This window comes from Polaribacter sp. PL03 (genome assembly GCF_033875165.1).
Taxonomy (GTDB): Bacteria; Bacteroidota; Bacteroidia; order Flavobacteriales; family Flavobacteriaceae; genus Polaribacter.
The window spans coordinates 53584-79864 of the sequence record NZ_JAWZSV010000004.1 but is presented as its reverse complement, the minus strand read 5'-3'; the positions used below and the strand labels follow the sequence as shown (position 1 = coordinate 79864).

Here is a 26281-nt window from a genome sequence, read left to right as displayed (position 1 = left end):
ACTATATTTTTTCAGCCAACTCAATATCTATAAATCGAAAACCACCTAAAGGTATTTCAATTTCAACTTTAGAATTTTTATCAACTTTAAATTCCTCTCCGTTTAAAATATCCGTCATCTTTAAAATTTTAATAGCATTAATTTTTACTTTTGCAACTGCTTTATTAGGGTTTATATAACCATTCTCCACAATTGTTAGACGTAAATGTTTTGGCCCAATTTGCGCAACAACCCAACCAACATTACCAGAAACAGTAACAGGTATTAAAGAAGCACTTTTTTTAATATCTTCATCGATAACTTTATAATATTCATTTGGTGCATAGGTTGTTTTTCCATCTGCAGAATAATAATTTTTACCATCAGAATAATATTCTTTCATGATGTTTTTATACCACGGATGAATATTTTCAACCAATGGTTTTCTAACAGCTTCTTTGTCTGTAAAAACACCTTTTTGAGGTGGCGTAATTAACACCATTCCATTGTTATATTTTGGTATAAAGTTTAAACGTCTTTCATTTGCACCTGCAGCATATTTAGAAAAATCCCAATCTAATAGAGGAGCACCTGGCCAAGTTCCGTTTAATCTACTAAAAGCAAAAGGTTCTTTCTCTTTTTTATTTTTATCAAAAAATGTTACCCATTTTACATTACTAGCTTCTTCTAAATAATCGTGATCTGGATTTGTAATACTTAAATGTACGGGAGAAAAACTTAAAATATCTGAACGTTTAGGTACATAAATAGCGCCTTGTGCAACTAAATCCCACAAAAGACTCATGTACTCTTGATCTACAGGAAAATTATCTATAAACTGTGCACCACTAGAGATCGTATAAACCATAGTTCTTAAAAAATGATTTGGTAACGTTTGGTTTGAGTGCTGGCGTAAACGATCGAAACTCGTATTATCTCTTGCACAACGCGCTCCCCAACTATCCACAGAACCTGCTGTCCATAATCCTAATCTAGAAGTAAAACTTAATTCCATCGATTTATCTGTAGTTTCTTCCATAGCAGGTACAAAAACATTCGCATATTTACCAGATGCTAAAGGTTTCCATTTATCCATATACACACTAGATTGCCAAAACAAATGCTTATTACGCATATATAAATTGGCATTTCTAGTTTTTGCATACTCTGCTAACGGCAATAATAAATCATTCATTACAAATTTAAATTCGTCTGAATGATCTTCAACCTCTGGGTAAATGATAACCGTTTTGTTTCCATTGGCAATATCAAATCCTTTTTTTGTAGTTTCTACTTGATACATATAAGGGTCATTTCCATGGCCGCCCCAATATGAAATTCCTTTTCCGTTAGATTGTTTTTGCTTTTTTGTAAGAATCTCTAAAACGTCTTCTTGCGATAATTTATATTTCATTCTTCCATCGCGCTTGTTTTTATAAACTTCACTTGGCATAGCAGAACGATCCCAATTTTCTTTATCAAAATTACCACCGTTTAAAAAGATTGGATTGTCATATTTAGCTTCAATTTTATCTATAGCAACTCCTACTCCAGCCTTTTTTCTACGTTCAGACATAAAGTAAACTATTGCAGATTCTTTTTGATAAGAAGGTTTATTAAACTTTTTTAAATTGTTTTTAATCACTTTAGAATTAGCAAGAATGGTTTGTATTTTTCCTGGAGGATTTAATTTTTCAAACTCTTTTCTCCAATTTTTATCATCAAAATTTATAATATGAATTGCACTACCACCACTCTGCGCACTCGCTAAAATTAACTTATTTGCATTTGGGTCTTTGTACATATCGTTAAACGAAAATCGTGTAGGAACTACCTCTGCATTTGCATCTTTATCTCCAATATTATGAATTAAAATATTGCTTCCAAATAATGTTACATAAGCAAATTTATCATCATTTTTAAAAACATCTGTTTGAATTACACGATACATTCCTCTTTTTAAAGACGCTTTGTCTTTAGCGTATTTAAAATCTACAAAAGATTGTTTTTCTGAATTTTCGATACTAATTCTAGTAAAATGCATTCCTTTTGCTTGTGCACCAACACGCCCCATTAATACTTCACTATTTCCTTTTTCATCAACTACACCAACTTTTAAGTCTCCATAAGGACCTCGCTTTTTTATTTTTATAGTTTTATAAGGTAATTTTTCTAAAGGATTAAAATAATAAATAGTTCCATTACCATTCATACTATTCTGAACTCCATGAACAACTAATATTTCTTTACCATTTAGTTTTGCGGGTCTTAAAAAGTTTGTTAAGTGCAAACCTGAAGGAGGTAATGATTTTTTTGCTTTGCTAAATGGTTTTTCTACAGAGTATGTTTTAGAAGCAATTTCACTAATTAGCTTTCCTTCTGGTGATACATAGTAATAACTATTATCATAACCTCCACAAACAACATATGCTTTACCGTCTTTATTAATTACGCAAACAGCATACATAGGTGCTTCATTTTGTTTAAATTTCCAAAGTAATTTCCCTTTACTGTTTAAACAATAAACAGATCCATCTGCATTAGCTGCAAGAATTTCATCTACTCCATCACCAGAAATATCACCAGTCCAAAGGTCATGATTCATAAATCCAGAAAGTTCATTTCTCCACAATTCTTTTCCTTCGTAAGAAAGCCCAATTACAATTCCTTCATAGCTACTTGCAACAATATAAGTCTTCCCTTTACTTTGAGCTGTTCTTACTTTAGAAATGGTTAAACCAGTTTCTATACTAATAACTGCACTGTCTAATTTTATGTTATTTAATTTATTAGAAGAACAACTAATAGAGAATAATAAAAATATAGCAAGCAATACATGAATTTTTTGAAAAAAATGATTCATACCTTTTATTTTAAGTGATGTTTTATATTAATAACTTAACTATTGTGCAAAATAAATATAAATTCCAATAACAATTGCACAGACAGCAATACCTGTAACTTTTAAATATTTCCAAGGTTTAATATCTACTTGGTTTGTATATACTTGTTCGTAAGCAGTTGCCCTTGGTTTTAATTTACCTATAACTAACATGATAATTACATTTAATACAAATAAAATTGCCATCACATGTAAAAAATGAGGATATTCATTTCCAGTAACGGTTTCAACACCATCAATTATTTCTACAACATTAAAGGTTGGCTTAATTATAAATTGACTAATACTATACAAAACAACACCTACAATTATAGCTACTTTTGCAGCAATTGCTGGTACGTATTTTGTTAAATACCCAACTACAATAATTGTTAAAATAGGAATGCTATAACAACCGTTTACTTCTTGTAAATAACCAAATAACCCATCTGGTGCATTTGCAATTAAAGGTGCAATACACATAGATAAAATAGCTAAAATAACACCAAAAGATTTACCTGCAAAAACTGTTTGCTTCTCTGTTGCGTCTTTTTTAATGTGAGATTTGTAAATATCAATACCAAATAAAGTAACAGAACTATTTAACGCAGAATTAAATGAACTTAATATAGCACCAAATAAAACAGCTGCAAAGAAACCAACTAAATAGCTTGGTAATACTTTTGTTACTAGCATAGGATATGCTTCATCTGGGTTCTCTAATGTACCCCCAAACATGTGAAATGCAATAACACCAGGAAGCACTACAATTAACGGCCCTAGTATTTTTATAAAAGAAGCTAATATTAATCCTTTTTGACCTTCTTTTAGATTTTTAGCACCTAACGCTCTCTGAATAATAGCTTGGTTCGTTCCCCAATAAAAAAGATTTACCAACATCATACCTGTAAAAATTGTACCAAAAGGAACAGATGCTTTTGGCCCACCAATTGAGTTAAATTTTTGTGGATTGGTATTGATTAATGTAGAAATTCCTTCAGTTATAGACCCATCTCCAATTGCATATAAACCAAAAAACGGAATCATTAAACCACCTATTAACAAACCAATTGCATTTATTAAATCTGATACAGCTACGGCTTTTAATCCTCCAAAAATGGCATAAATAGATCCTATAATTCCTATTCCCCAAACGGTAATCCAAAGTGCTTTTGTTTCACTTACATCTAATAATTCAGGTACATTAAACATAGTGTTTATAGCTAATGCGCCAGAATATAAAACAATAGGTAATAAAACAACAACATAACCACTTAAAAATAACCCAGAGGTTATTGTTTTAGTTGCCTTATCATATCTTCGTTCTAAAAATTGAGGTACTGTTGTAATTCCTCCTTTTAAATATCTTGGTAATAAAAAAACAGCAGTAATAACCATAGCAATAGCAGCTATTGTTTCCCAAGCCATTACTAAAATACCTTCTTTAAAAGCTGCTCCGTTTAAACCTACAATTTGTTCTGTAGATAAATTAGTTAATAACAAAGAACCTGCAATAACAACACCTGTTAAACTTCTTCCTCCTAGAAAATATCCATCTGAAGAACTTTCATCTGTGTTTCTTGTTTTTAAATAGGCTATAACTGCTACAAGAATTGTAAAGCCTAGAAATGTTACTATTTGCATAATTCTCTTTTATTTTAATTAGTTATTTAATTTAATTATGAAGTATTAAAAAATTATCTAAATTTTATATCCTTAACATTTAAACTATATTCTTTTCCTCTTAAAGCTTCAAATGTCTCTAGCATTTCAGCTAATTTCGTTGGGTTCGATTTTGCTAAATTGTTTTGTTGACCTGCATCTTCTTTTAAGTTGTACAATTGAAATTCTGGAAAACTTCCTACTTCAATACCTACTTTTTCTCTAAAATTAACACCTTTATAAGCAGGAATCATTACCCAATCTCCACTTCTTAAAGCTGTTCTAGAAGTTGCTTCAATTACCAAATTATCTCTACCTTTATTAGACTTTCCTAAAAAAGTATTTAATAAATCTTTACTATCTGTAGAAGAATCTGTAGTTCCTGTTAAAGTTGCCAATGATGCTAATAAATCCATCTGACAAACAATTGCATCTGAAACTGCTGGTTTAATTGTTCCTTTCCAGTAAGTAATAAAAGGAACTCTAGTACCTGCTTCAAAAATACTGTACTTACCTCCTCTTAAACCTCCTTTAGGATCGTGTTTTCCTATTTTCTCTACTGCATCATCATAATAACCATCGTTTAAAACTGGGCCATTATCACTAGAAAAAACAATTAAAGTGTTTTCTAATATTCCTTCTTCTTTTAAAGTTTTCATAAACTCACCAATCATCCAATCTGCTTCTAAAATAACATCTCCTCGCGGACCTAAACCAGATTTACCTACAAACCTAGGATGTGGTGTTCTTGGTACATGTGGCTGTTGCATTGCATAATATAAAAAGAAAGGTTTGTTTTTATGTGTTCTTACATAATTTTGAGCTTTTCCTAAAAAATGGTCTGCCATATCTGTATCTGTCCATTTTGCTGCATCACCACCTTTCATATATCCTATTCTTGGAATACCGTTTACAATACTGTTATTATGACCATGATGCCATTTCATATTTACCTTTTCTGGATTAGAAATTGCAGTTGGTTCTCCTTCAAAATTCTTCTTATAATTAACTTCAATTGGATCATTTTTGTCTAATCCTACAACATTACCATCTTTAATGTAAACCGTTGGAACTCTATCTTGCGTTGCTGCTAAAATATATGATTGATCAAAACCTACTTCATTTGGCCCTGGAGTTACTTTTTCATTCCAATTTACAATACCTGTTCCTAAACCTAAATGCCATTTACCAACAATTGCTGTTTGATAACCTTGTTTTCTTAATACTTTTGGTAATGTTTGTTGTTCTGTACCAATTAATAAAGGTGCTGTTCCTGGTAAAATTTTAGCATCTTTATTACGCCAAGGATACATACCTGTTAATAGTGCATATCTACTTGGTGTACAAGTTGCTGATGATGCATAACCGTTTGTAAATTTAATACCACCAGAAGCTAATGCATCTATATTTGGTGTTTGTAATTCTGTTGCACCATAAGAACTAATATCTCCATACCCTAAATCATCTAAATAAATAACAACAATATTTGGTTTTTTAGAAGTAGTAACATTTTTAATTACTTCTTCTTTTTTTTCTGATTTACAGTTGATACATAACATTACTATAATTAATGTTATTATTTTAAAAAAGATCTTTGACTGTGTCATATTAAATAAATATAAATTTATTAAAGAGTAAAAAGAACATTTTACTTTATTCTTTTTACTCTTTATTATTATTTTTTTTAAAGAGGTTTATGTTCTTGGTTCAACAATTAATAAATCAAATTTATCAATCCACATTTTTTGAACTTGTGCATCATTTTGACCTGTGTTTCTAATGTTAATATCTATTCTTCCCGAATCTATTCCTGATGAAACTTCTAATGGAAGTTCTACTCTAACCCATTCTCCTCTGGTAGTTGTTGATAAATCAAAATCTAGAACTGGTCCTTTTTGAAAATTGTATTGTATAGTAGTCATTGTATTACCAGCTTCCAGAAACACCCAAACTACAGGTAAATAAGTATTTGCAGGAACACTTGATTTATTTAAATCAACAAAACTAAATGCTCTTAATCTTGCATTATTAGGAATACCAGTATCTGGAGTTTCAAATTTCATAGAACTATTTCCATCATATGCTTTAGATTCATCTCTAAAATAATATAAAGGTCCTGCTGCATTATCTGCATTATGCACAGCAACATATCCTTCTGTATTTGCTAATTTAAATTGATTACCATCACCACTCCAAGGAACTTCATACCCTAAAGTTTCTGGGTTTAAAACGCCTTCAAAAAACATTTCTACAGATTTAGCTCCAAAACTCTCTAAAGTTCTAAAATCAACAGACTCAATATTTCCTGCTGTATAGCTAATTGTAATATCATCACTGTTAAAAATTGGTGCTGATAAAACCAAATCAATTTGTGTAGCATCTGTACTATTAACACTTACAGATTTTACCGGAATATTTTGGTTAAATCCTGAAACAGAATTAACTACAGTTACTGTAAAATTATCTTCTTCATCTGACATGTTGGCTATTTCACCAGATACATTAAATGAAATTACTTCAGTAGTATTTTCTTTTAAACTATTAGTTATAACAAATGGTTTAGTAGATGGAATAACTTCAATATTTAAAGGTATTAGTTTTGATATTTCTCCTTTTGGAGCGTCTCTTTTAGATACAATACTTCCTGCTGTAAAATTACCTAAAGAATTGTATAATACTTTAGCAGATTCTGCACCGCTTGCATCAATATCACCTCCATTAAAACTCCAATTTCTAGAGTCTGGTTTTCCAACTGTACTCATATCTACAAATGTTAATTCACTACCTGCTTCAATAGATACTTTTTGCCACGAAGCAGCATTAGCAACATTTACTATATCATTTGCAGTAATAGTAAGTACTTCAACACTTCCATTCAGAACCTTAAAAGCTGGTTTAATATTATCGAAAACTTCGATAGTAAAAACTTGATCTACTTTCCATTTCCCTGCTTCAAGAACTGCATTTGTTACAGAATCTTTAAATACATTCTGAAGCGCTATCTCTTTTATTCCTGGCTCTCTAAATAAAACGTTTATTAGTTTATTTTCAGTATCTAAAGCTCCGTTTTTACTAATAAAAGAAGTATAAATAGAATCTTTTTCTGTAAACTTTGAGTTTAATAAACTTGTACCACTTGGAATACTCCAGGTGTGACTTAATGTATTTTGAGATACATCACTAAATGCTATAAAATTATCTACAGCAATTACATAATTTGCATCTTGAGTGTCTGTTGATGTATACCATTTAAAACTTGAAAAATCTCCAAACGGTGTTACATATTCATTATTTTCACAGCTAACTAAAAAAGTTAACACTAAAATAAAAGGTATAAGTATTTTTTTCATTTTGTTCATTTTTAGTTTGTTTTATCCTCCTGTTACTTCAGAATTATTTAATGTTTCGCTAGTAGGTAATGGGAAATAGCCGTCTGTATAAAATTTTGCTGCATCTACATGTTCTCTTTCTATTTGAGGATCTGCTACAGGATCTGGGCTAATACCAAATTGTACAAAACAATCTGCACCAGTAGCTGTACCATTTACAGCTGGGTCATAATAATTATAATCTGTTACATAAAAATCTAGAGTACTTAAATCGTTAAATCTTTGAGCTGCAACTCCCCATCTTCTTAAATCTATATTTCTTATAGAAAAACCTTCTGTAGAAAGCTCTAATGGACGTTCTACAAACATTAAATGATTCATTAACGATGTTTGAGTATAAGGTGTAGCATCTACCAAACTAGCACTTGGATCTAGTAATGTTAATCCCCAACGTTTTCTAACAGGATTAATATAGTTTTCAATTGCTGATGAAACATTATTATCTGCCATAATTAAACATTCTGCATACATTAGATATACATCTGCTAATCTATTTAAAATTACATTTTTACCTGATTTAAAATTTGTTGCGCCCAAATTAGATTCATTATCCGTAATATCATGATTGGTGTATTTTTTAAAATTTGCATATTTACCACCTTGCGCAAAATTTTGTAAAACTGGCGCTGAATATGCTTTATAATATTGAACATCTTCGTCATTAACCATTGCTATCATTGCAGAAGATCTTAAAGAAACTGTTCTTGTTCTTGGCAATCCTGTTATTGGGTCAATAACCGTATTTCTTGCATCTGTTACATCTAAAGATTCATTTGCATATGCATTAATTAACCAAGCAGAAGGTGTCCATTGATTAAAAGGATTTGCACCACCACCTGCTCTAGGAGCAGAAAGTCTAGCATTTTCTGTAAAAAAACTTTCTACGTCTCCATTATCATCTTCTATTTGTTGATTTGTAGAATAATTAATTTCTAAAATAGATTCAGAATTATAATCTCCAGCTGCAGTAAACATAATACTTGCATCTTGAACCAATTGATATCCATAAGGCCCAGTAATTACATCATTAAAATATGTTTTTGCTATTTGGTAATCTGCAGCAATTCCTTCTTCTGATGCAGAATATAAAAAACTTGTTCCTAAAATAGTTGCTGCTGTACCTTTTGTAACCCTAGTTTTTTCTGGAAAAGAGTTTGGTAAATTATCATAAGCATACAATAAGTCTGCTCTAAAAAATTCTTTTACTTCTTCTGAAGTACTTAAAGGTTTTGAAAAATCTTCTGTAGTTGCTGGTACAAAATCTCTAATAACAATTTCACCTTTATTATATACCGAGTGTAAATAGAAATGTGCTAATCCTCTAAAGAAACGAGCTTGTCCCATTTGTTCTGCCCAAAGATCTTGATTTTTAAGACTCTCTGTCATCCCATTTAAACCATCTATAACTTGGTTGGCTCTAAAGATTACTCTGTACAATGCATCCCATCGACTATTTATAACAGAATTATCTTCATTTATTGTTTGTTTGTAAAAAAGCAAAAGACCATTACCTGTTCTAACATCTGCTCTATTTCCTGGAAAAGCAAAATCTGATCGTAATGATTCTTCTCCTACACTTATTATAAATGGGTTAAGCATAGCGCCATAAACAGACGTAAGGTTTTTATTAGATTGATCTAAATTTTGCCAATAAGTACTGCTAGATAAAGCATTGGGATTTTCTTCCTCTAAATACGTTTCGCATGATTGCAAAAAAACAACTGCAAGAACTACTATTAATTTTATTGATATATTTTTCATTTTGTATGTTTTTTAGAATGATACTTTTAAGCCTAAACTATAAATTGAAGTTAAAGGGTATCTAGATGAATCTACACCTCTTGTTGCTACATTATTACCACCAATTTCTGGATCAAAACCTTGATAATTTGTTATAGTTATTGGGTTTTGAGCTGTTACATACATTCTAAATGTATTTAAACCAATCTTTGTACTAACATCTTTAGGCAGCGTATAACCAAGTGTAATTTGTTTTAATCTTAAATAATCACCTTTTTCGATCCAATAATCTGTTTCTGGTGCATAATTAGGATGTGCATCACTTCTTCCTCTAAAAGAAGGAATATTAGATGTAGGGTTTTCTGCAGTCCATTGACCAACTAAATCTTGATGACGCTGAAAACCATAAGCTACATTTTTATTAGCATTATATATTTCTGACCCAACAGTTCCAAACCAGTTCATTGATGCATCAAAACCATTCATTTTCCAATTAAAATTAAAACCAAACTCATAATCTGCCAAACCACTTCCTTGGTACGTTCTATCTTCACTAGATATTCTACCATCATTATTTGTATCTACATATATTAAATCTCCCAACTCTGCACTTGCTCTAGAAGGAAAAAGTCTGTATGCATCTAATTGTTCTTGGTTTTTTATGGTACCATTTGTTTCAAATAAGAAAAAAGAACCAGCTTCAAACCCTTTTGCAATGGCAGTTATAGGACTTCCTTGAATATTAGACCCTGAATTAAATATTACATTATTACTAGCAACTTTAGTTATTTCATTATCATTTGCAGTAAATGTACCTCCTAAAGTTATTTTACTTTTTCCAATAGACATTCTATAATTTGCACCTATTTCAAGTCCTCTATTTACCATATTACCTACGTTAAATGTTACTTCAGACTCATCATAAGCACCTGCAGAACCTGGTAAGGTTACAGGGAATAACATATCTTTTTTCTGTGTATCGTAATAATCAATAGTTAAGTTAAGCTTACTTCTAAAAAAAGATAAGTCCATCCCAAAATTACTAGATACTGATGTTTCCCATTTTACATCTGCGTTTGCGTAGGCTCTAACTGCAGAACCAAAATCTACAGATTCATCATTTGCGTCAAAAATATAGTCTGCAAATGGTTCTACTAAACTTGCAAATGCATAATCATCAAAATTATCATTACCTACTTCACCTCGACTCAATCTTATTTTAAATGTATTAATTGTTCCTTTTAAAGGTTCCCAAAATGGTTCACTAGAAACATTCCAAGCAGCTGCTACAGATGGAAAAGTTCCCCATCTATATTTTTTTCCAAATCTAGAAGAACCATCATAACGAGCTAGTGCAGAAATTATATATTTACTTTTATAATTGTATTGAAGTCTCGCTAGTGTACCAATTCTTTTAGTAGTATAATTAAAACCACTACTTACATTTTTATTTATTGTACCACCGTTTAAAACAGTTATACTATTATCATCAACTCCCTGAATACTAGCACTAAAAGTCTCATTATTATCCTCTTCTAATGTTACAACAGCCTGAAAACCTATTTTATGATCTCCTAATTGTTTATTATAACTTAAACCAGCATCCCAACTAAATTTAGTAGTTCTTGTTGAGGTAGCGGTAACTCCACTTTTTTCAGGAAGACTTTCAGAAAAAGTAGCATCAGTTACATCAAATATTACATAATCTGGATTAAAGGTATTTCTAACATTATTAGTAATTGAACTACCTACATTTGTTATAAAATCTAAATTACTAGTTAATGAGCGTTTAATACCTAAATTAATATTAGTTCTATCTCTAGTAGCAATATCTTTTCTGCCTAATGCATCTAACAATGCAACAACAGGTGTTGTAACACCTCCAATTCCATTGGTAGAAGCAATACCACTGTTTAAATCTAATGCAGGAAAGTAAGGTTTAAATTTAATAGCACTTTGTATTAACCCATTAGTTGCTTTCTGTGTTTTATCTGTTGTTGAAGCTATACTTCCATCAATTTTCCATTTCTCAGTTTTATAAGTTGTAGTTATACGACCATTATAACGCTTAAAACTAGAATTAACTAAAGCACCATCTTGGTCAAATAAACTACCTACTGCGCTGTAAGATAATTTATCAGTTCCTCCAGAAACATTTAGACTATACGATTTTACTTCTGCAGCTTTATTTAATACATAACTATCAAAATTAGTATCATTATTAATCCATTCTGGATTGTTATTAATTGGAATTCCAATTCCTGTATTAAGGCCTGTAGCAAGTTCATAAAAAACTTGGTCTTCTGTATTCATTAAAGGACTTCCTTCCCCTAATGTTTGAATACCAAACGTATAATTAAGATCAACTTTTAATACTCCATCTTTTCCAGATTTGGTTGTAATTAAAATTACACCTGCGGCTCCTCTAGATCCATAAACTGCGGTAGAAGCGGCATCCTTTAATACATCAATAGTTTCAATTTCATTAGGAGCTAAACCTGGATCTCCAATTTGAGGAATACCATTAACTACATAAAGTGGCGTATTACTACCTGATAATGACGTAATACCTCTAATTTGAATATTAGATGCTTGTCCTGGTTCACCAGAACTAGAAGACACACTAACTCCTGCTATTTGACCCTGAAGCCTAGATGCAACATCTGAAGATACAAACTGTTCTAAATCTTCTGTTTTTATACGGTTAACAGCACCAGTAACCTCTATCTTTTTTACAGATCCATAACCTACAACAACTATTTCATCTAAAGATTCTGTATCAGAATCTAAAGAAACATTTAGTTGTAATTTGGTTATTTTTACTTCTTTGCCTTTCATACCTATATATGAAAAAATTAGTACTTCACCAATAGCTGCTTTAATAGTATAGTTTCCGTCAAAGTCTGTAGAAGTACCATTAGTAGTTCCTTTTACCAATACAGAAACTCCAGGTAAAGGAGTATTATTTTCACTATCAGTAACAATTCCCTTTATAGATACATCTTGTGCATATATGCTAAAACTACAAAATGTAATAGCAAAAAGACAAAGTACACTATAACGTGAAATTTTGTTTTTAAATAAATTTTTTAATTTCATGGGTTGAATTTTACTTGTTTGTATTGATTTTTTTATTAGTTGAATTTGGTCTGCGTTTCATTATCACTTTTAATTATTATACTTGCTTTACCTTTATATGTATTATTCTTAAAAATGATATTTTTTGATGTATTAATAGTTATTGCTGCGTTGTTAACATGTAATTGCGGAAACGTACCAGAATTTGTAATTGTGTTTCCTATAAATTTTAAGCCATCTGTATTTGTAACTTGCAGTATTAAATTATCAAACTGATTAAATGTGTTGTTTGAAATCTCTATATTTTTAAAAGCAATATTTTTATTATCATCATCTGTTGCAAATCTAATTACACCTCTATTAAAACCACTGTGTTGGTTGTCTTGAAAAACATTATTTCTAATAATTACATTTGCCGCATTACCAGATTCGAACCAATGACCACTTTCTACAGGAATTAAAATTGCTTCCATTTCTGTACTAAAAAAATTATCTTCTATTAATGTGTTTTTGGGATTAGAAATTAATAATCCTCTTGCTCTATTATTCTGAATTTTGCAGTTTTTAACTAATAAATCTGGATAACCATCTAAGTTCTCTATTAAATCACCTACTTGTAAAGTTGATGGTAATTTTTCATTAAAACTAATAATTTGATACCTGCTATTTATATATTTCACATTTTTAATAGTTAGTTTCCCATATGAGAAAAAAGAATCTTCTAATCTTACCAAACCAAGCGTTTCATTTGGCTGCCCAATAACAAATCCTTTTTGTTGATGGTGCATCATTCTTACACCTATTTTGTCATCACCTAAAACATCTTGAATTTTTTGATAAGTTCCATGCACATTTAAAGCATCATCCAATTGATTTTGAAAAGTTGAATTTTTTAAAACTACTTTTCCACTACAACCTACAAAATGTGTAGCATCTGCTGTTGTAGAAACCATTCTTCCTTTTGATGGTGTAATATTAAAATTATCTAATATTAAATCTGAAGAATTTTCAGCAATAATTCCCATTCCACCTGCATGATGTATAGTAACATTTGTACCTTTAAAACCCTTTGTATGAGTTACTCTAAATGCAGGAGAAGTTCTATTAAAACCTTGTTCTCCTTTCATAGTAAGAATCATTCCTACAGGAGGCATTTGTTTTGTATGTCCAAAAACACGCACCAAACCTGGTTTTAACTCTTTAACCTTAATTCTAGATTCTTTACCAATATTTTTAAATTCTGGTGCTCTTTTATCATACGCATATTTATAATTGATACTTTTAACACCATTACTTATTTTATTTCTAACTGAAGTTGTAATACCAGTATACGCTTCTGTATTAAAAGCTACTGCTTTTCTTTTTGGGTCGTATAAAATAGATTGTCCTAAAGTGTGCTCGTAATATTCTTTAATAAAGATAATTTGACCGTTTCTAATTTCATAAGGATACTCGTTAGAAATTTGCATGTCAAATGTTTTGTTCTTTACATCGTTTGCAACAATTAACCCTTCACTATGAAAAGCTTCGTGCCAATCTATTGAAATATTTTTTACAGTAATATTTGTGCTATTATCAATAAAAAAAGGAATCATTACACCATGAAAGATAAAGGTTGATCCTTGCCCGTTAATTGTTAAGTTTTTAAAACCATCTATTGGAAAAGGAGTATTTACCATTAAATCGCAATGATTAGAAATATATGCAAATTGCTCAAATCCTTTGTCTGGATAAAAATGATAAGTTCCTTTTTCAAATTTTATTTCTGATAAAGTATTTTTATCCGCAGCTAATATTCTTTTTAAAACTGGTAAAGTAGCATCTTCTTTTATGTCTGTCTTAAAAACTATTATTTCTTTTCTTTGTGTCTCTGATCTACAAGAAATTGTTAACATTAAAAAAAATGCTAAAAGAAAAAAATTAAGAAGATTCGTGTTTATGTTTTTCATTTATTTACAATAACAATTTCTGCTATGTAAATTTGATTTTTTTAACTTAACTTTAAGATAACATCGGTAAATATTAGGTGTCTTTTAGTAAATTACTCCTAAAAACACTGCTATAGCTCAAAAAATAGATTTATTAAATATTCTTTTTGTTTCTACTTTTACCTGTATTTAACTTGTAAGTATAGCTCAAAACAATGTAACGTCCTAAACTCTGTAGGTTTGTTTCTTCAAAATAATTTAAAGTACTTCTTCTAAAAACATCTACATTTTTATCTAAAAGATCTATTAAAACCAACTTAACAATATTATTTTTTTTAGTTACTGCATAAGAAATTGCAGCGTTCCAAATAGGAATTTCTTGTTTAATTGAAAACTTATTGTCTGTATAAACAATATAATCGAACTGGGTATTTATGTTAAATCTTCTGCTAACATCAAAATCTATCATTCCAAAATACTTCTGAGTTGTAAATTTTCTATCTAAATTATTTTCGATAGAAAAGCTAGTGTTATTTACAATGTAAGTTGCTCCTGCTTTTAGATCTACTCTCCTTTTCTTATTATTTTCTACAATAAGATTCACTAAATAATCTTGAGAAACTACTTTATTCAAATCGAAATTTACAATTGAATTCGCTGCATTATAAGAGAACTTATTTTTTAAACTGAACCTTAAACCTAGACTATTTATTTTTTTACTAACATTTGCTAAAGCATTAAAACGAGTTCTTGTTCCGCTGTTTTGATAACTTATAGTTCTAATATAATTGTCATCTATAGTAACATTTCTAATAATTGCATCGGTAGCATTTAGGTACTGTAACCGCCCATTAAAACTTATAGACGAATTAAAGTCATGCACGTTTGCAATTGCTAAAAATGAGTTTGTTTTTTCTGTTTTTAAATCTGGGTTTCCTGTAAAAACTGCAAACGGATTTAAATCATTAAAGAAAGGGTTTGTTTGGTTTGGTCTAGGTGCTCTTATATATTTTCTATAAGTAAACCTAAACATCTTCCCTCTTTTAGGTTTATATTGAAAAAATAAATACGGATTTAAGTACAATTCTTCTCTGTTTAGTTGCGCTTTATTTACCTCACCAAAACTTCTATGTAAGGTTTGTAATTCTAAACCAGAAGATACATTTAAGGTTGCCTTATTATAACTATGAGAAAGTTTAGTTTTAAAACTATTTTCTAAATATTTATAATCAAATGCTATAAAATCTTCTGTAGTAGTTGTCCTTATCGTTTTTCTGTATTGATTTGTTTGCTCTTTACCAGATAAAATTTGAGAAGAAGCTTCCGTATTAAAATAATGATTTCCTCCTAAAGGCTCTGTGTACTTAAATTTCACTGTAATATTAGCAGAATTTATATCCTCATCTCGTAAAATTTCATAATTTATATCCGAAGAATTTATTTTGTTAATATTTCTTTCAATAAAAGTATTCTGATTATTATCTCTTTGATAATTATTAACAACCGCATTAAAACTTGTATTAAAACTTCTACCTTGTTTTGCTAGTTTTTGATAATAATTCAAATTCAAATTTCCGTATTTTTTTAAGTTTTTATTTGAAGATACGTTTGTATTTCTTGTTACCAACTCGTCTGTTGTGTTAAAATACAAGCCTTCTCTATTTAAATTAGAAACTCTTTTATCTGCATAAAACTTACCTCTAATTCGTAAACTATTGGTTTTGCTTGATTTATTTTTATAATTAAAGTTTAAATTATGATTGTCTGATGTGTTTAAATATTTATTATCAGATTTATAATTGAAGTTATTTGTATTGGAAAAAAAGACTCTATTTGTGTTGGAAACACCATTGTTTTCTGAAAGATTGTAAAAATAATCTACATTAAAAGATTCTTTCTTTTTTATTTCTTTTCCGTAATTAATTCCGGCAACAGCTGTTTTTAAAAAACCACTTAAATTCTTTTGATTTTTTATGAAATCATCTTCAGAATTATCATCAGATTCATCTGCAATACCATCTGCATTTTCGAGAAAACCTTGAATATTAGAACCTGTTACATTTATATTATTAAACTTACCTATAACAGATAATTGCGATTTCGAATTAAATTGATTGTAATTTAGATTGCTAAAATACCTGTTATCCAAACCTAAACCAGCAGCAACTTTACCAAAACCTCTATTCTTTTTTGTCTTTTTTAAAGTAAAATTAATAACTACTTCTTTATTTCCATCATTAACTCCTGTTAATTCTGCTTCATCACTTTTTTTGTCTATTACTTCAATTTTAGCAATGGCATCTGCAGAAATATTTTTTAAAACAATAGATGGGTCTCCACCAAAAAATTCTTTTCCATCTACAAAAATCTTGGTAACAGTAGTTCCTTGAGCAACAATTTTTCCTTCTTCAATTTCAATACCTGGCAGCTTATTTAATAAACCTTCAATATTGTCATCATAATTTACCTTAAAAGAATTGGCATTAAAACTAACCGTGTCTTTTTTTATTTGAATAGGAATAACTGCAGAAATTACAATTTCATCTAAAACACTAATGTCTTCTTTTAAAACAATGGTTTTTAAGTCTATTAACTGTTTTTTATAAATAAGTTTTTTTGAAAACGTCTTAAATCCTAATAAATTTAACTGTATTAAAACAGTGTCTTTAGGAATATCTTTTAACAGAAAAAGTCCTTTTTCATCTGTTGTTGTATAACTTAAAAAAATATTGTCTTTAGGACTTATTAATGCTACAGAAACTATTTCTAAAGGAGTATTTGTTTCATCAACAACAAGACCTTTAATTCCTGCTGACTGACTTTGCACTTCAACAGAAAAGAAAAAGAGAAAGAGAAATATTAAAATTGCTTTTAATACTTCTCTCTTGTAGCTTTTTTTTAAACACATGCTCATTAGACTAAATGTAATAATAAAAGTTTAATCTATTTAAAAAATTAATTTAATTTAAAATTAAAATCGGCTGCTTTTAATTCTTTAGTTTTTGCAGAAACTGTTCCGTTTAAAGAACTACCAATTCTTATTAATGCAGTTGCAATACCTGCTTCCGCCTTAATTATATCCAGATTCATAATTTCTATATCACCGTTTAAAGTAACAGTAATTTCTTCAGTATAATCTGTATTTATAGTCCCGTTTTCATCAACAGCAGCTATGTAGCAAAACACCACATCATTAACGTCTGCTTTTGGTTTCTTTCCACTTTCATCAATCCAAATTTTTAATTTAGCTGGTTTTTCAGCAGTTTTAACAATATCTTCAGAAACTTGTTTTCCGTTGATAAAACCAATAGCTTTTAAAGTTCCTGCTTCAAAAGAAGGAATCTTAAATGTAAATGGAGGATGATTTAGTTTGTCTGTATTTTTATTTTGATCTGGTTTCTGATTTGCAATTAATTTATCATTTAAAAATAATTTCACTTCAGCTGCATTTGAAAATACTTTTACATCTAAAGGCGAATTTTTATTCCAGAAAGTAGCTAATTTTAAAACATTTACTACCTCTGTATCTCTCTGACTTTGATAAAAATAATATCCAAATTTTGGCAATCTAAATAAATCCATCACTCCAGAATATTCAATATCTGGGTGATATCCTCTATTGTAATCATACATTACCCAATAACTATCTGAATACGCCACAGTATGTAAATTATCATTATGCGATTCTTGAAGGTTATAAGCCATATTTAACAATCTTTTTTCTCCATTTGCTCTTGCTTGTCTACTACTTAATTCTGCACGTAAATCATTTGGTAAATTATCTTGATTTAATCCTCCGTTTTTAGAGTGATATTCCCAATCTCCGTATTCAGAAACTGAATAAGGTTTGTCTTTTAAAGCATGCGGATGTAAAATTCTATGTTGTCTTGCTTGAAAATAAATGTCATAAACATCATCCATCCAACCACAAGAATAAACATTCTCTCCTGGGTATTCTGCATGTGTAATTCTATTTAATTCTTCCATAAAAGGAATTGTCATTGCTTTGGTTTCATTTAAAGAAACTTCCCAAGCCAAAACAGAAGGTCTGTTTCTATCTCTTCTTATTAACTCTGTAGCAGATCTGTAGCAATATTCTCTAAAAGCGTCTGTATCATTATAAAATTGCCATCCCATAATAGCATCTACAACTACAATACCTAATTCATCACAGGCGTCTAAAAATGCAGGCGATTGTGGGTAATGTGATAATCTTATATAATCGAAACCACCTTCTTTAATCTTTTTTGCATCTCTATATTGTGCATTATCAGACAAGGCATACCCTATAAAAGGGTAATCTTGATGGCGATTTACACCTCTTAAAAATGTTTTTACGCCATTAATTTCTAACTGATTTTCTTTATCAAACGTAAAAACTCTAATTCCAAATTTAGTGGTTTTTGTATCAATTTCTTTTTCACCAATAAAGACCTTCGTTTCTAAATGATATAAATTAGGATCTCTTGGCGACCATAATTTTGCTTCATTTAAAATAAATAGTTCTTTAATTTCAATATCACTTTCTGCTGCTATTTTCTTAGTTGATGTTTGTGCTTTAACAAGACGTCCTTTATAAAAAACACTTTGTACAACCTTAACCTCTTTTGCTTCTTTTTCTTCATTAATAATGTGCGTTTTTGTAGCTACTTCAGAAACAGCTTTAGAAACTTTTGGGTAAGTAATAAAAATTCCTCCACCAGCAACTTTTTTAGCTAAAACAGCATCAGAAATATAAACTTTATTAGAAAAATGTAACCATGCATTTCTATATAAACCACCGTACATATTAAAATCTAAACGCTTTAATGGTTTTGGTCCTGTAATTTTATTATCTGTATTATCTAACCTTATTGCAACAACATTATTACCTCTATTTACATATTTAGAAATATCTACTTTTACTGGTAAATATCCTCCATGATGTTCAGAAACCAACATTCCGTTTATCCAAATTTTAGAAAAATTCATTGCTGCTTCTAATTCTAAAAACACTTTTTTGGTTGATGGATCTACAGGAACATTAAAACTTTTTCTATACCAAGCAACACCTTGCCATTGATTATTTACTGTTTGTGGCTCTATGTTTGTTGTGTGAGGTAAACTTACTGCTTCCCATGAAGAAGCATTAAAATTTGGTTTACTAAAAGCTTCGTCTGAAGTTGTTGTTTCCTTTAGTTTTGTAAATTTCCAATCTTTATTAAAATTTACTTTTGCTTCATAATTAGCTTCTTTACAAGAAGTTAAATTAAACGCAAAAATTAATAAAAAGGAATACTTCAATAATTTTTTAAAACTGATTATCATTCGTTTGATTTTTATTTTTACCACTAACTGCAATAGAAAACTGTTTACTTACTTTTCAACGTTTTTTTATATTCTTTACTATATTTTTTATACCCAACTTCTACACCTTCTTTCATTTGTTGGTAAGCTGCTGGTTTTTCTTTTTGAAACCACTTTATAAAGGGTTGTCCAGGAACAGAAATCGGATTATAAATAGTACTTACAGGAACAATTTCTTTATCAAACTCTAACATTTTAGCACGTAATTTTTCTAAAATATCTTTGTAATCTATGTTATTTGCTAAATTTTTTAATTGATGTGGATCTTTCTTTAAATTATACAACTCCTCTTTTGGTTTTGTAGGTTCAAAAAATGGTATTTGGTCTTCATTTAACGTCCCTTCTTTGTACATTTTTCTCATAACATGTACTGCTGGTCTGTAAAACTCTAAATAGGCTTGTTGCGCATCAAAAGGTGTATTTGGCATATCGTTTCTTATATAAGACCATTCTCCTGAAGTTACTGCTCTTGATTTTTCTTCAATTTCATCCCATAAATCTCTTGCTCCGTAAACAAACTTTCGATCAAAATTTTTATTAAAAATTGGTTTTCCTGTCATGTAATTTGGCACTTTAATTCCTGCAAAATCTACAATAGAAGCTGTAATATCTGTTGCAGAAACTACATCTTTTCTAACTTGACCTCCTTTAAATTGTTCTGGATAATACACTATAAACGGAATTCTTAAACCCGGATCTTGTAAATATCCTTTTCCTTTAATATTACAACGTCCATTATCTCCAATAAAAATAACAATGGTATTATCTGCCATTCCTTTATCTTCTAGCTCTTTAAAAATCATTCCAACTTCATGGTCCATGTATTCAATTTGATCTAAATATTTAGCCCAATCTAAACGTATTGCAGGATGATCTGCCATGTATGGTGGCAAAGACAATGTTTTTGGATCTACAGGATGTTTCGATTTTTCTCGAACTTCATTCCACCAATCTCCTCTATGTGTAACTACTAATTGAATTTGTGCAAAAAATGGTTGATCTTCTTTTGTAAACGTATCATATTTATCAAACAAACCAAACGCTGTTTTCCCATCCCAATTCCCAATAGGTTTATGCTTAAAATTCACATCAATCTTTCTCCCTTTTTTCATAACAGATTGGTTTCCTAAAATTGTAGTATAACCTGCATCTCTTAATAATTTTGTGAATGGTTTAAATTGTGTATCTAAAGGTGTTTTTCTATTACTTCTATGATGGTGTGTATTTGTTTTAATTTGATGCGTACCAATCATCATTGCAGATCTACTTGGCGAACAAATAGAATTGGTTACAAAAGCATTGTCAAAACGAATTCCTTCTGATGCCATTTTGTTTAAATTTGGCGTTTTTACATTTGGCATTCCGTACGTTTCTAAATCTGTACTCATGTCTTCTGCCATGATCCAAATAATATTCGGACGCTCTTTTTTTATTTCGTTTAGAGCAACTTTTTCTGACGTTTTTTTACAAGATAAAACTGTAAAAATGATGCAAAAATTAAGAAGTATATATTTTATATGTTTCATTAAGAAATTTAATTTAGTCCTATTTTATTAATAAAAATAAAATTCACATTTTTATTTAATTTGGAAGGTATATTTGATAATTATAATGTGTCTTAAAATAAATTCGTCTTTATTTTTTTTTCAAAATCATTAAGAATTCTATTTCATTTAGAGAGTTCTAAAATATACATTTGGTAGTAATTTTTTTGGTTGATTTATTCTAAAAAACAGGTACTGCTTCTTTTTCCCAATTTAAAATATCTTTTTTAAGAAGGTATTCTATTTCTAAACCTTTACCAATTAAATTATTTTGTTCGCTAATATCTTTTTCAATATTAAATAATTGAAATTTTCCTGAATGGTATTTCACCAATTTAAAATCGCCAGACATTACCGCTGCATATTGATCTTCATAACTTCTAAAGAAATAAAGGTTTCTTTTTTGAAGATCATTTCCTTTTAAAATTGGCATCAAACTAACTCCTTGAATTTCTGAATTCTCATATTTTTCTCCTGATGCAATTTCAACTAATGTTGGAAAAACATCTATAGATTGTACAGGAATTTTTGTTTCAGTATTAGACTTTGTAACTCCAGGATAAGAAATTAAAAGTGGCACTCTTGCCCCACCTTCTCCTAAAGCATTACCTCCTTTTTTGCCTCCACTTAAAGGAGCATTTGTGTACGCACCGCCTTGGTCTGATAATACAATAATTACTGTATTATCTGCTATTCCTTTTTCTTTAATAGCTTTTCTTACACGTCCAACAGATGCATCCATAGCTTCTACCATGGCAGCATGATGCGCATATTTTCCTTTTAAACCTGCATCTTGATATTTCTTTAATAAATCTTTTCTACCAACAGAAGGTCCGTGCACAGAATAGTACCAAAACGATAACATAAAAGGTTGTGTTTTATCATAATTTGAAATAAAATTTACAGCTCCGTCTGTTAAAACATCTGTTAAATAATCTCCTTCTTTATAGTTTTTTTGAAACTCTTTTGGATCTCCTTTTTTAAAAAATGGATAATAATAATTTTTTGGATGTCCGTTATCTGTAGTTCCAAAAGTTTTATCGAAACCTTGGTTTTCTGGGTAATGTTTTCCTTTTCCTAAATGCCATTTACCAACAAACATATTGTAGTAACCGTATTCTTTTAGTTTTTCTGCATACGTAACCTCTTCTAAAGGTAAATAATTACGAGAAGGTCTCTGCATTGGGTCTTTTGGCCACACATTATAATCATCATTTATAAAATCTTTTTCTTCAGAAATGTGTCTAGACATTTCTAATCTTACCGCTTCTATACCTGTTAACAAAGACAATCTACTTGGGCTGCAAGTTGGTGTTGGTATATATGCTCGTGTAAATTCTAAACTTTCTTTTTTAAATTGATTTAAGTTTGGCGTTTTAAAAATAGGATTGCGATATTCAATATCCGACCAACCATAATCATCAATAAATAATAAAACAATGTTTGGTTTTTTGTAAGAACTGTTCTTTTCTGTACTATTTTTTTGCTCCTTCGACTTACAAGAAAGTAAGCTACTAAAAATTAAAATGCAGAAAATGCTATGCTTTATTAGTAAATTCATCAATAAATTTATTTAATAATAATTTTTTTTGTTATTATTTTTTTGTCAGATTTAATACGAATAATGTATATCTTTTGATTCATTTCTGAAACATCAACATTTGTATTATTTTCAATAAATGAAGCTTCTTTTAATAACTTTCCTAATAAATTATAGATTTTAATGGTTCCTTTAAAATCACTTTTAATAGTTAGTCTTTTAGAATTTCCTTGTTGATAAATAACAATATTTTCATCATTTATAAAATCATTTACATTTAAAATTTCGGCCATTATAGAAGCTTGTAAAGGATTTGGCGTATTTCTATCATCTGCATTTACCCATATTGGTGTGCCATCAATATCACAGCCTTCAAAATCATTTTCCCCACCATTTATTATCAAACCATCTGCTCTAACTTCCGAAGAAAAACCAGTATGACTTACGTTCTCTAAAACAATTTTATATCTTCCTTCTGGGCTATCTAAAGAAACATAATCTTCTAAAGCCAAATAATATATTGGTGCTAAAGATGGAGATTTATAAGATTCTTCATCTGGGTTTTTCTTATCTAAAACTAACTGATTTCTTAATGCACACGGAACAAATCTTAAACGCGCTGCTCTTACTTGAGCATTTACACCATAAGTTGCAGATACATTTGCTATTACAGATGCTTCTGAAAAAGTACCCGAACTATGACCTAAAAGAGGATTACCAGCACTATCTTCTTGACCTTTATTTTTTGATAAAAAACCAAAATTAATAGACACTACTGCTTCACAACTAACACCAGAAACATCTCTTACATCTACAATGCCTTGTGTTATTGTATGCGGAGACAACATAACAGCGTGTGCACCATTTCTACATGAAATATTACGACCGTAATTGTTATTTATAATTGGTGTTTTATCTGTAAGATATCTATCTGCAAGACCAGAAAAACCAGATTCAAACCTTAAGGTTACGCCACCTTCACCAGATAAGTTTCTAAACAAAATATTTTGAGCAACTTGAGATTGAATTAAACCGTAACCATAATGTGCTTTTTCTATGTCAAGATTTTCAATAATACCAAATGATGGAAACTTAGCTGAACCTTGTGAAATATCATTTCCTACAGCACCAGAAGAAATACCATTAAATTTTGTATAATTATCTAAAATTACAAAATCTGCAATTCTAAAATTATTTGCATTCCCTAATTGAAATGCTCTAATGTCTTCGGTGGGTTGTAAATTAGAAAAATCGAATGTAAACCTTTGTCCGTTTGTACTTTGAAAACTCCAATTATTTACATTTGCAAAACCACTATCATAACCTGCTCTAAATAATGCATTTCTTGGAACAGATTTAAAAACTACATTTGGGTTTACCCGAATATGAACCCCGGTTTTCATATGAACTTGTTCTAAAGTGTAAGTTCCAGCATTAATAGTTAAAACTCCTCCACCAGAATTAGATAAACTATTTATCATGTTTTGTAATGCTGCAGTTGAAGCAACACCATTTGGAAAACTCATTTGATTGCCCGTATTAATAGTTGGGCTATAGAAATAACTATCTAACGGAAGTACTCTATCCATTGGATTTTGTGAAAATAATAGAGTTGATAAAAGCAAAAATAATAGCGTGATACTGCTTTTTAAATTTTTCATTTCAATTTATTTTTTACTTTTTTTTCTTGGAATACTTTTACGATTCACATAGTCATATTGTCTTCCTGTATAAGGATATTTGTCAAAAACATCTCCATTACCAAGTGTTCTAGGGTCTCCTTGTGCAATTAATTCTGCTTCCATTTCTGCTCGTAATTTTTTACAAGTTTCTTTATATTCTGGTAATAATGCCAAGTTATTCATACAATGAGGATCTGTAATAATATTATACAATTCTTCTTCTGGTCTTTTACCGAAGCTCATTTCGTAATATTTATTATTGGGTTTTAAATTAACCAATAAATCTTTGGTTGGTGATGGGTCTACGTTTCTAAATCCGAATTCTGGATTACCAACTGGCCAACGTTCTGGTTTTATATTATGAGCATATAAATAAGTACTATTTCTAATGGCACGAACAGGATAACTTAAATTGATACCATCTTCATTTGCACGACCAATATCATGTCTTTCTTTTCCTAATAACGCATGATCTCTATTGCTATTAATTTGACCAGATTTATCAGAGAAAAAGATATCTGTAAAACTTTTTCCAGACATTTGTTGGTGTGGTTTTTCGCCAGCAACCTCCATAATTGTAGGTGCAAAATCTGGGAAGTTTACAAAATCATCTACCGTTCTTCCTGCTTTTATTTTTCCTTTCCAATAAGCAATTAAAGGTACATGAAAACCTTCTTCATACAATTGTCCTTTTACTCTTGGAAAAGGCATTCCATGATCTGAACTTATTAGAATTAAAGTATTTTCTAATAATCCTCTTTTTTCTAAAGATTTAATTGCTTTTCCAATATGTGTATCAAACCATTCTACCTCTACTGCATAATCTAAAACATCTCCTCTTATCGTTTCGTTATCGGGATAAAAAGGCGGAATAGTAGCGTCTTTTAAATTTTTACCTTCCTTTTTCCAAGAATCTAATTCGTATCTTCTGTGTGGTTCTTTTGTACCGAACCAAAAACAAAAAGGAGTTCCTGTTTTGTCTGTTTTATCTGCTAAAAATTTCTCAAAATTAGCAGCATAATCTACATTGCTAATGCCGCTATGTGGTGGTTCTAATTTTAATTTATTAAACTCTGGCCCTGCAGGATTGTACTTGGTTGCATATTCTCCTGGTCCCCAACCTTTGCCTGTAAAACCAACATCGTATCCTTTTTCCATTAATAAATGAGGATAAAACTTAAATTCTTCCGGAAAAACCGGCCAATGATTTGCTGCTGCTTTTAACTGCCAACTATACATTCCTGTTACCAAACTTGCTCTTGCTGGCGCACATTTAGGATTACAGTTATACGCATTATTAAAAACCAAACCTTGTTTAGATAATTTATCTATTTCTGGTGTATTAATAAATGTATCTCCATAAGCACCAAAGCTTTTCATAGAAGCATCATCTGCAATAAAAAAAAGAATATTTGGTTTCTTATTTGTCTTTTTTAAAGTTTTCTTTTCTTGTGTCTTGCAACTAGAAAATACAATTAGAACGATTAGTAAAAAGTAATTTAAATTTTTCAT

Annotated in this window: 13 protein-coding genes; all 13 read right to left on the bottom strand. The window is 29.9% G+C overall.

All coding sequences use genetic code 11. The features are described 5' to 3' along the window. Position 1: 1 nt before the first annotated feature. Complete coding sequence (locus tag SHK09_RS09145) at positions 2-2842, bottom strand: hypothetical protein (protein WP_319810474.1); 2841 nt, start codon at positions 2840-2842, stop codon at positions 2-4. Between the two features lie 39 nt (positions 2843-2881). Continuing rightward, the gene (locus SHK09_RS09140) at positions 2882-4504 is read right to left on the bottom strand and encodes a solute:sodium symporter family transporter (RefSeq protein ID WP_319810473.1); all 1623 of its coding nucleotides are present in this window, start codon (positions 4502-4504) and stop codon (positions 2882-2884) included. A 53-nt stretch (positions 4505-4557) separates the two neighbouring features. Beyond that, positions 4558-6129 (bottom strand): arylsulfatase, encoded by a 1572-nt coding sequence (locus SHK09_RS09135; protein ID WP_319810472.1) that lies wholly within the window; start codon positions 6127-6129, stop codon positions 4558-4560. A gap of 87 nt (positions 6130-6216) precedes the next feature. Continuing rightward, a complete protein-coding gene (locus SHK09_RS09130; RefSeq protein ID WP_319810471.1) occupies positions 6217-7872 on the bottom strand; it encodes a SwmB domain-containing protein in 1656 nt (551 codons plus the stop codon). 21 nt (positions 7873-7893) lie between these two features. Beyond that, positions 7894-9672 (bottom strand): RagB/SusD family nutrient uptake outer membrane protein, encoded by a 1779-nt coding sequence (locus SHK09_RS09125; protein WP_319810470.1) that lies wholly within the window; start codon positions 9670-9672, stop codon positions 7894-7896. A gap of 12 nt (positions 9673-9684) precedes the next feature. Beyond that, on the bottom strand, positions 9685-12750 hold the full coding sequence (locus SHK09_RS09120; RefSeq protein WP_319810469.1) for a TonB-dependent receptor: 3066 nt from the start codon (positions 12748-12750) through the stop codon (positions 9685-9687). 35 nt (positions 12751-12785) lie between these two features. Then, a complete protein-coding gene (locus tag SHK09_RS09115; RefSeq protein ID WP_319810468.1) occupies positions 12786-14624 on the bottom strand; it encodes a right-handed parallel beta-helix repeat-containing protein in 1839 nt (612 codons plus the stop codon). Between the two features lie 187 nt (positions 14625-14811). Continuing rightward, positions 14812-17571, bottom strand: coding sequence for an outer membrane beta-barrel protein (locus SHK09_RS09110; RefSeq protein WP_319810467.1), 2760 nt, complete (start codon positions 17569-17571; stop codon positions 14812-14814). 41 nt (positions 17572-17612) lie between these two features. Further along, positions 17613-19964, bottom strand: coding sequence for a glycoside hydrolase family 2 TIM barrel-domain containing protein (locus tag SHK09_RS09105; RefSeq protein WP_319810466.1), 2352 nt, complete (start codon positions 19962-19964; stop codon positions 17613-17615). 44 nt (positions 19965-20008) lie between these two features. Beyond that, on the bottom strand, positions 20009-21529 hold the full coding sequence (locus tag SHK09_RS09100) for a sulfatase-like hydrolase/transferase (protein WP_319810465.1): 1521 nt from the start codon (positions 21527-21529) through the stop codon (positions 20009-20011). Positions 21530-21728: 199 nt separating this feature from the next. After that, positions 21729-23108, bottom strand: a complete 1380-nt coding sequence (locus SHK09_RS09095; protein ID WP_319810464.1) for a sulfatase — start codon at positions 23106-23108, stop codon at positions 21729-21731. An 8-nt stretch (positions 23109-23116) separates the two neighbouring features. Further along, on the bottom strand, positions 23117-24676 hold the full coding sequence (locus tag SHK09_RS09090) for a T9SS type A sorting domain-containing protein (protein WP_319810463.1): 1560 nt from the start codon (positions 24674-24676) through the stop codon (positions 23117-23119). Between the two features lie 78 nt (positions 24677-24754). Beyond that, the gene (locus tag SHK09_RS09085; protein ID WP_319810462.1) at positions 24755-26281 is read right to left on the bottom strand and encodes a sulfatase; all 1527 of its coding nucleotides are present in this window, start codon (positions 26279-26281) and stop codon (positions 24755-24757) included.

Coding starts and splice junctions, on each gene's coding strand:
- SHK09_RS09135 (WP_319810472.1), bottom strand. CDS start 6,129: ATGACACAGTCAAAGATCTTTTTTAAAATAATAACATTAATTATAGTA.
- SHK09_RS09125 (WP_319810470.1), bottom strand. CDS start 9,672: ATGAAAAATATATCAATAAAATTAATAGTAGTTCTTGCAGTTGTTTTT.
- SHK09_RS09105 (WP_319810466.1), bottom strand. CDS start 19,964: ATGATAATCAGTTTTAAAAAATTATTGAAGTATTCCTTTTTATTAATT.
- SHK09_RS09115 (WP_319810468.1), bottom strand. CDS start 14,624: ATGTTAACAATTTCTTGTAGATCAGAGACACAAAGAAAAGAAATAATA.
- SHK09_RS09110 (WP_319810467.1), bottom strand. CDS start 17,571: ATGAGCATGTGTTTAAAAAAAAGCTACAAGAGAGAAGTATTAAAAGCA.
- SHK09_RS09085 (WP_319810462.1), bottom strand. CDS start 26,281: ATGAAAAATTTAAATTACTTTTTACTAATCGTTCTAATTGTATTTTCT.
- SHK09_RS09090 (WP_319810463.1), bottom strand. CDS start 24,676: ATGGATAGAGTACTTCCGTTAGATAGTTATTTCTATAGCCCAACTATT.
- SHK09_RS09140 (WP_319810473.1), bottom strand. CDS start 4,504: ATGCAAATAGTAACATTTCTAGGCTTTACAATTCTTGTAGCAGTTATA.
- SHK09_RS09145 (WP_319810474.1), bottom strand. CDS start 2,842: ATGAATCATTTTTTTCAAAAAATTCATGTATTGCTTGCTATATTTTTA.
- SHK09_RS09120 (WP_319810469.1), bottom strand. CDS start 12,750: ATGAAATTAAAAAATTTATTTAAAAACAAAATTTCACGTTATAGTGTA.
- SHK09_RS09130 (WP_319810471.1), bottom strand. CDS start 7,872: ATGAAAAAAATACTTATACCTTTTATTTTAGTGTTAACTTTTTTAGTT.
- SHK09_RS09095 (WP_319810464.1), bottom strand. CDS start 23,108: ATGAATTTACTAATAAAGCATAGCATTTTCTGCATTTTAATTTTTAGT.
- SHK09_RS09100 (WP_319810465.1), bottom strand. CDS start 21,529: ATGAAACATATAAAATATATACTTCTTAATTTTTGCATCATTTTTACA.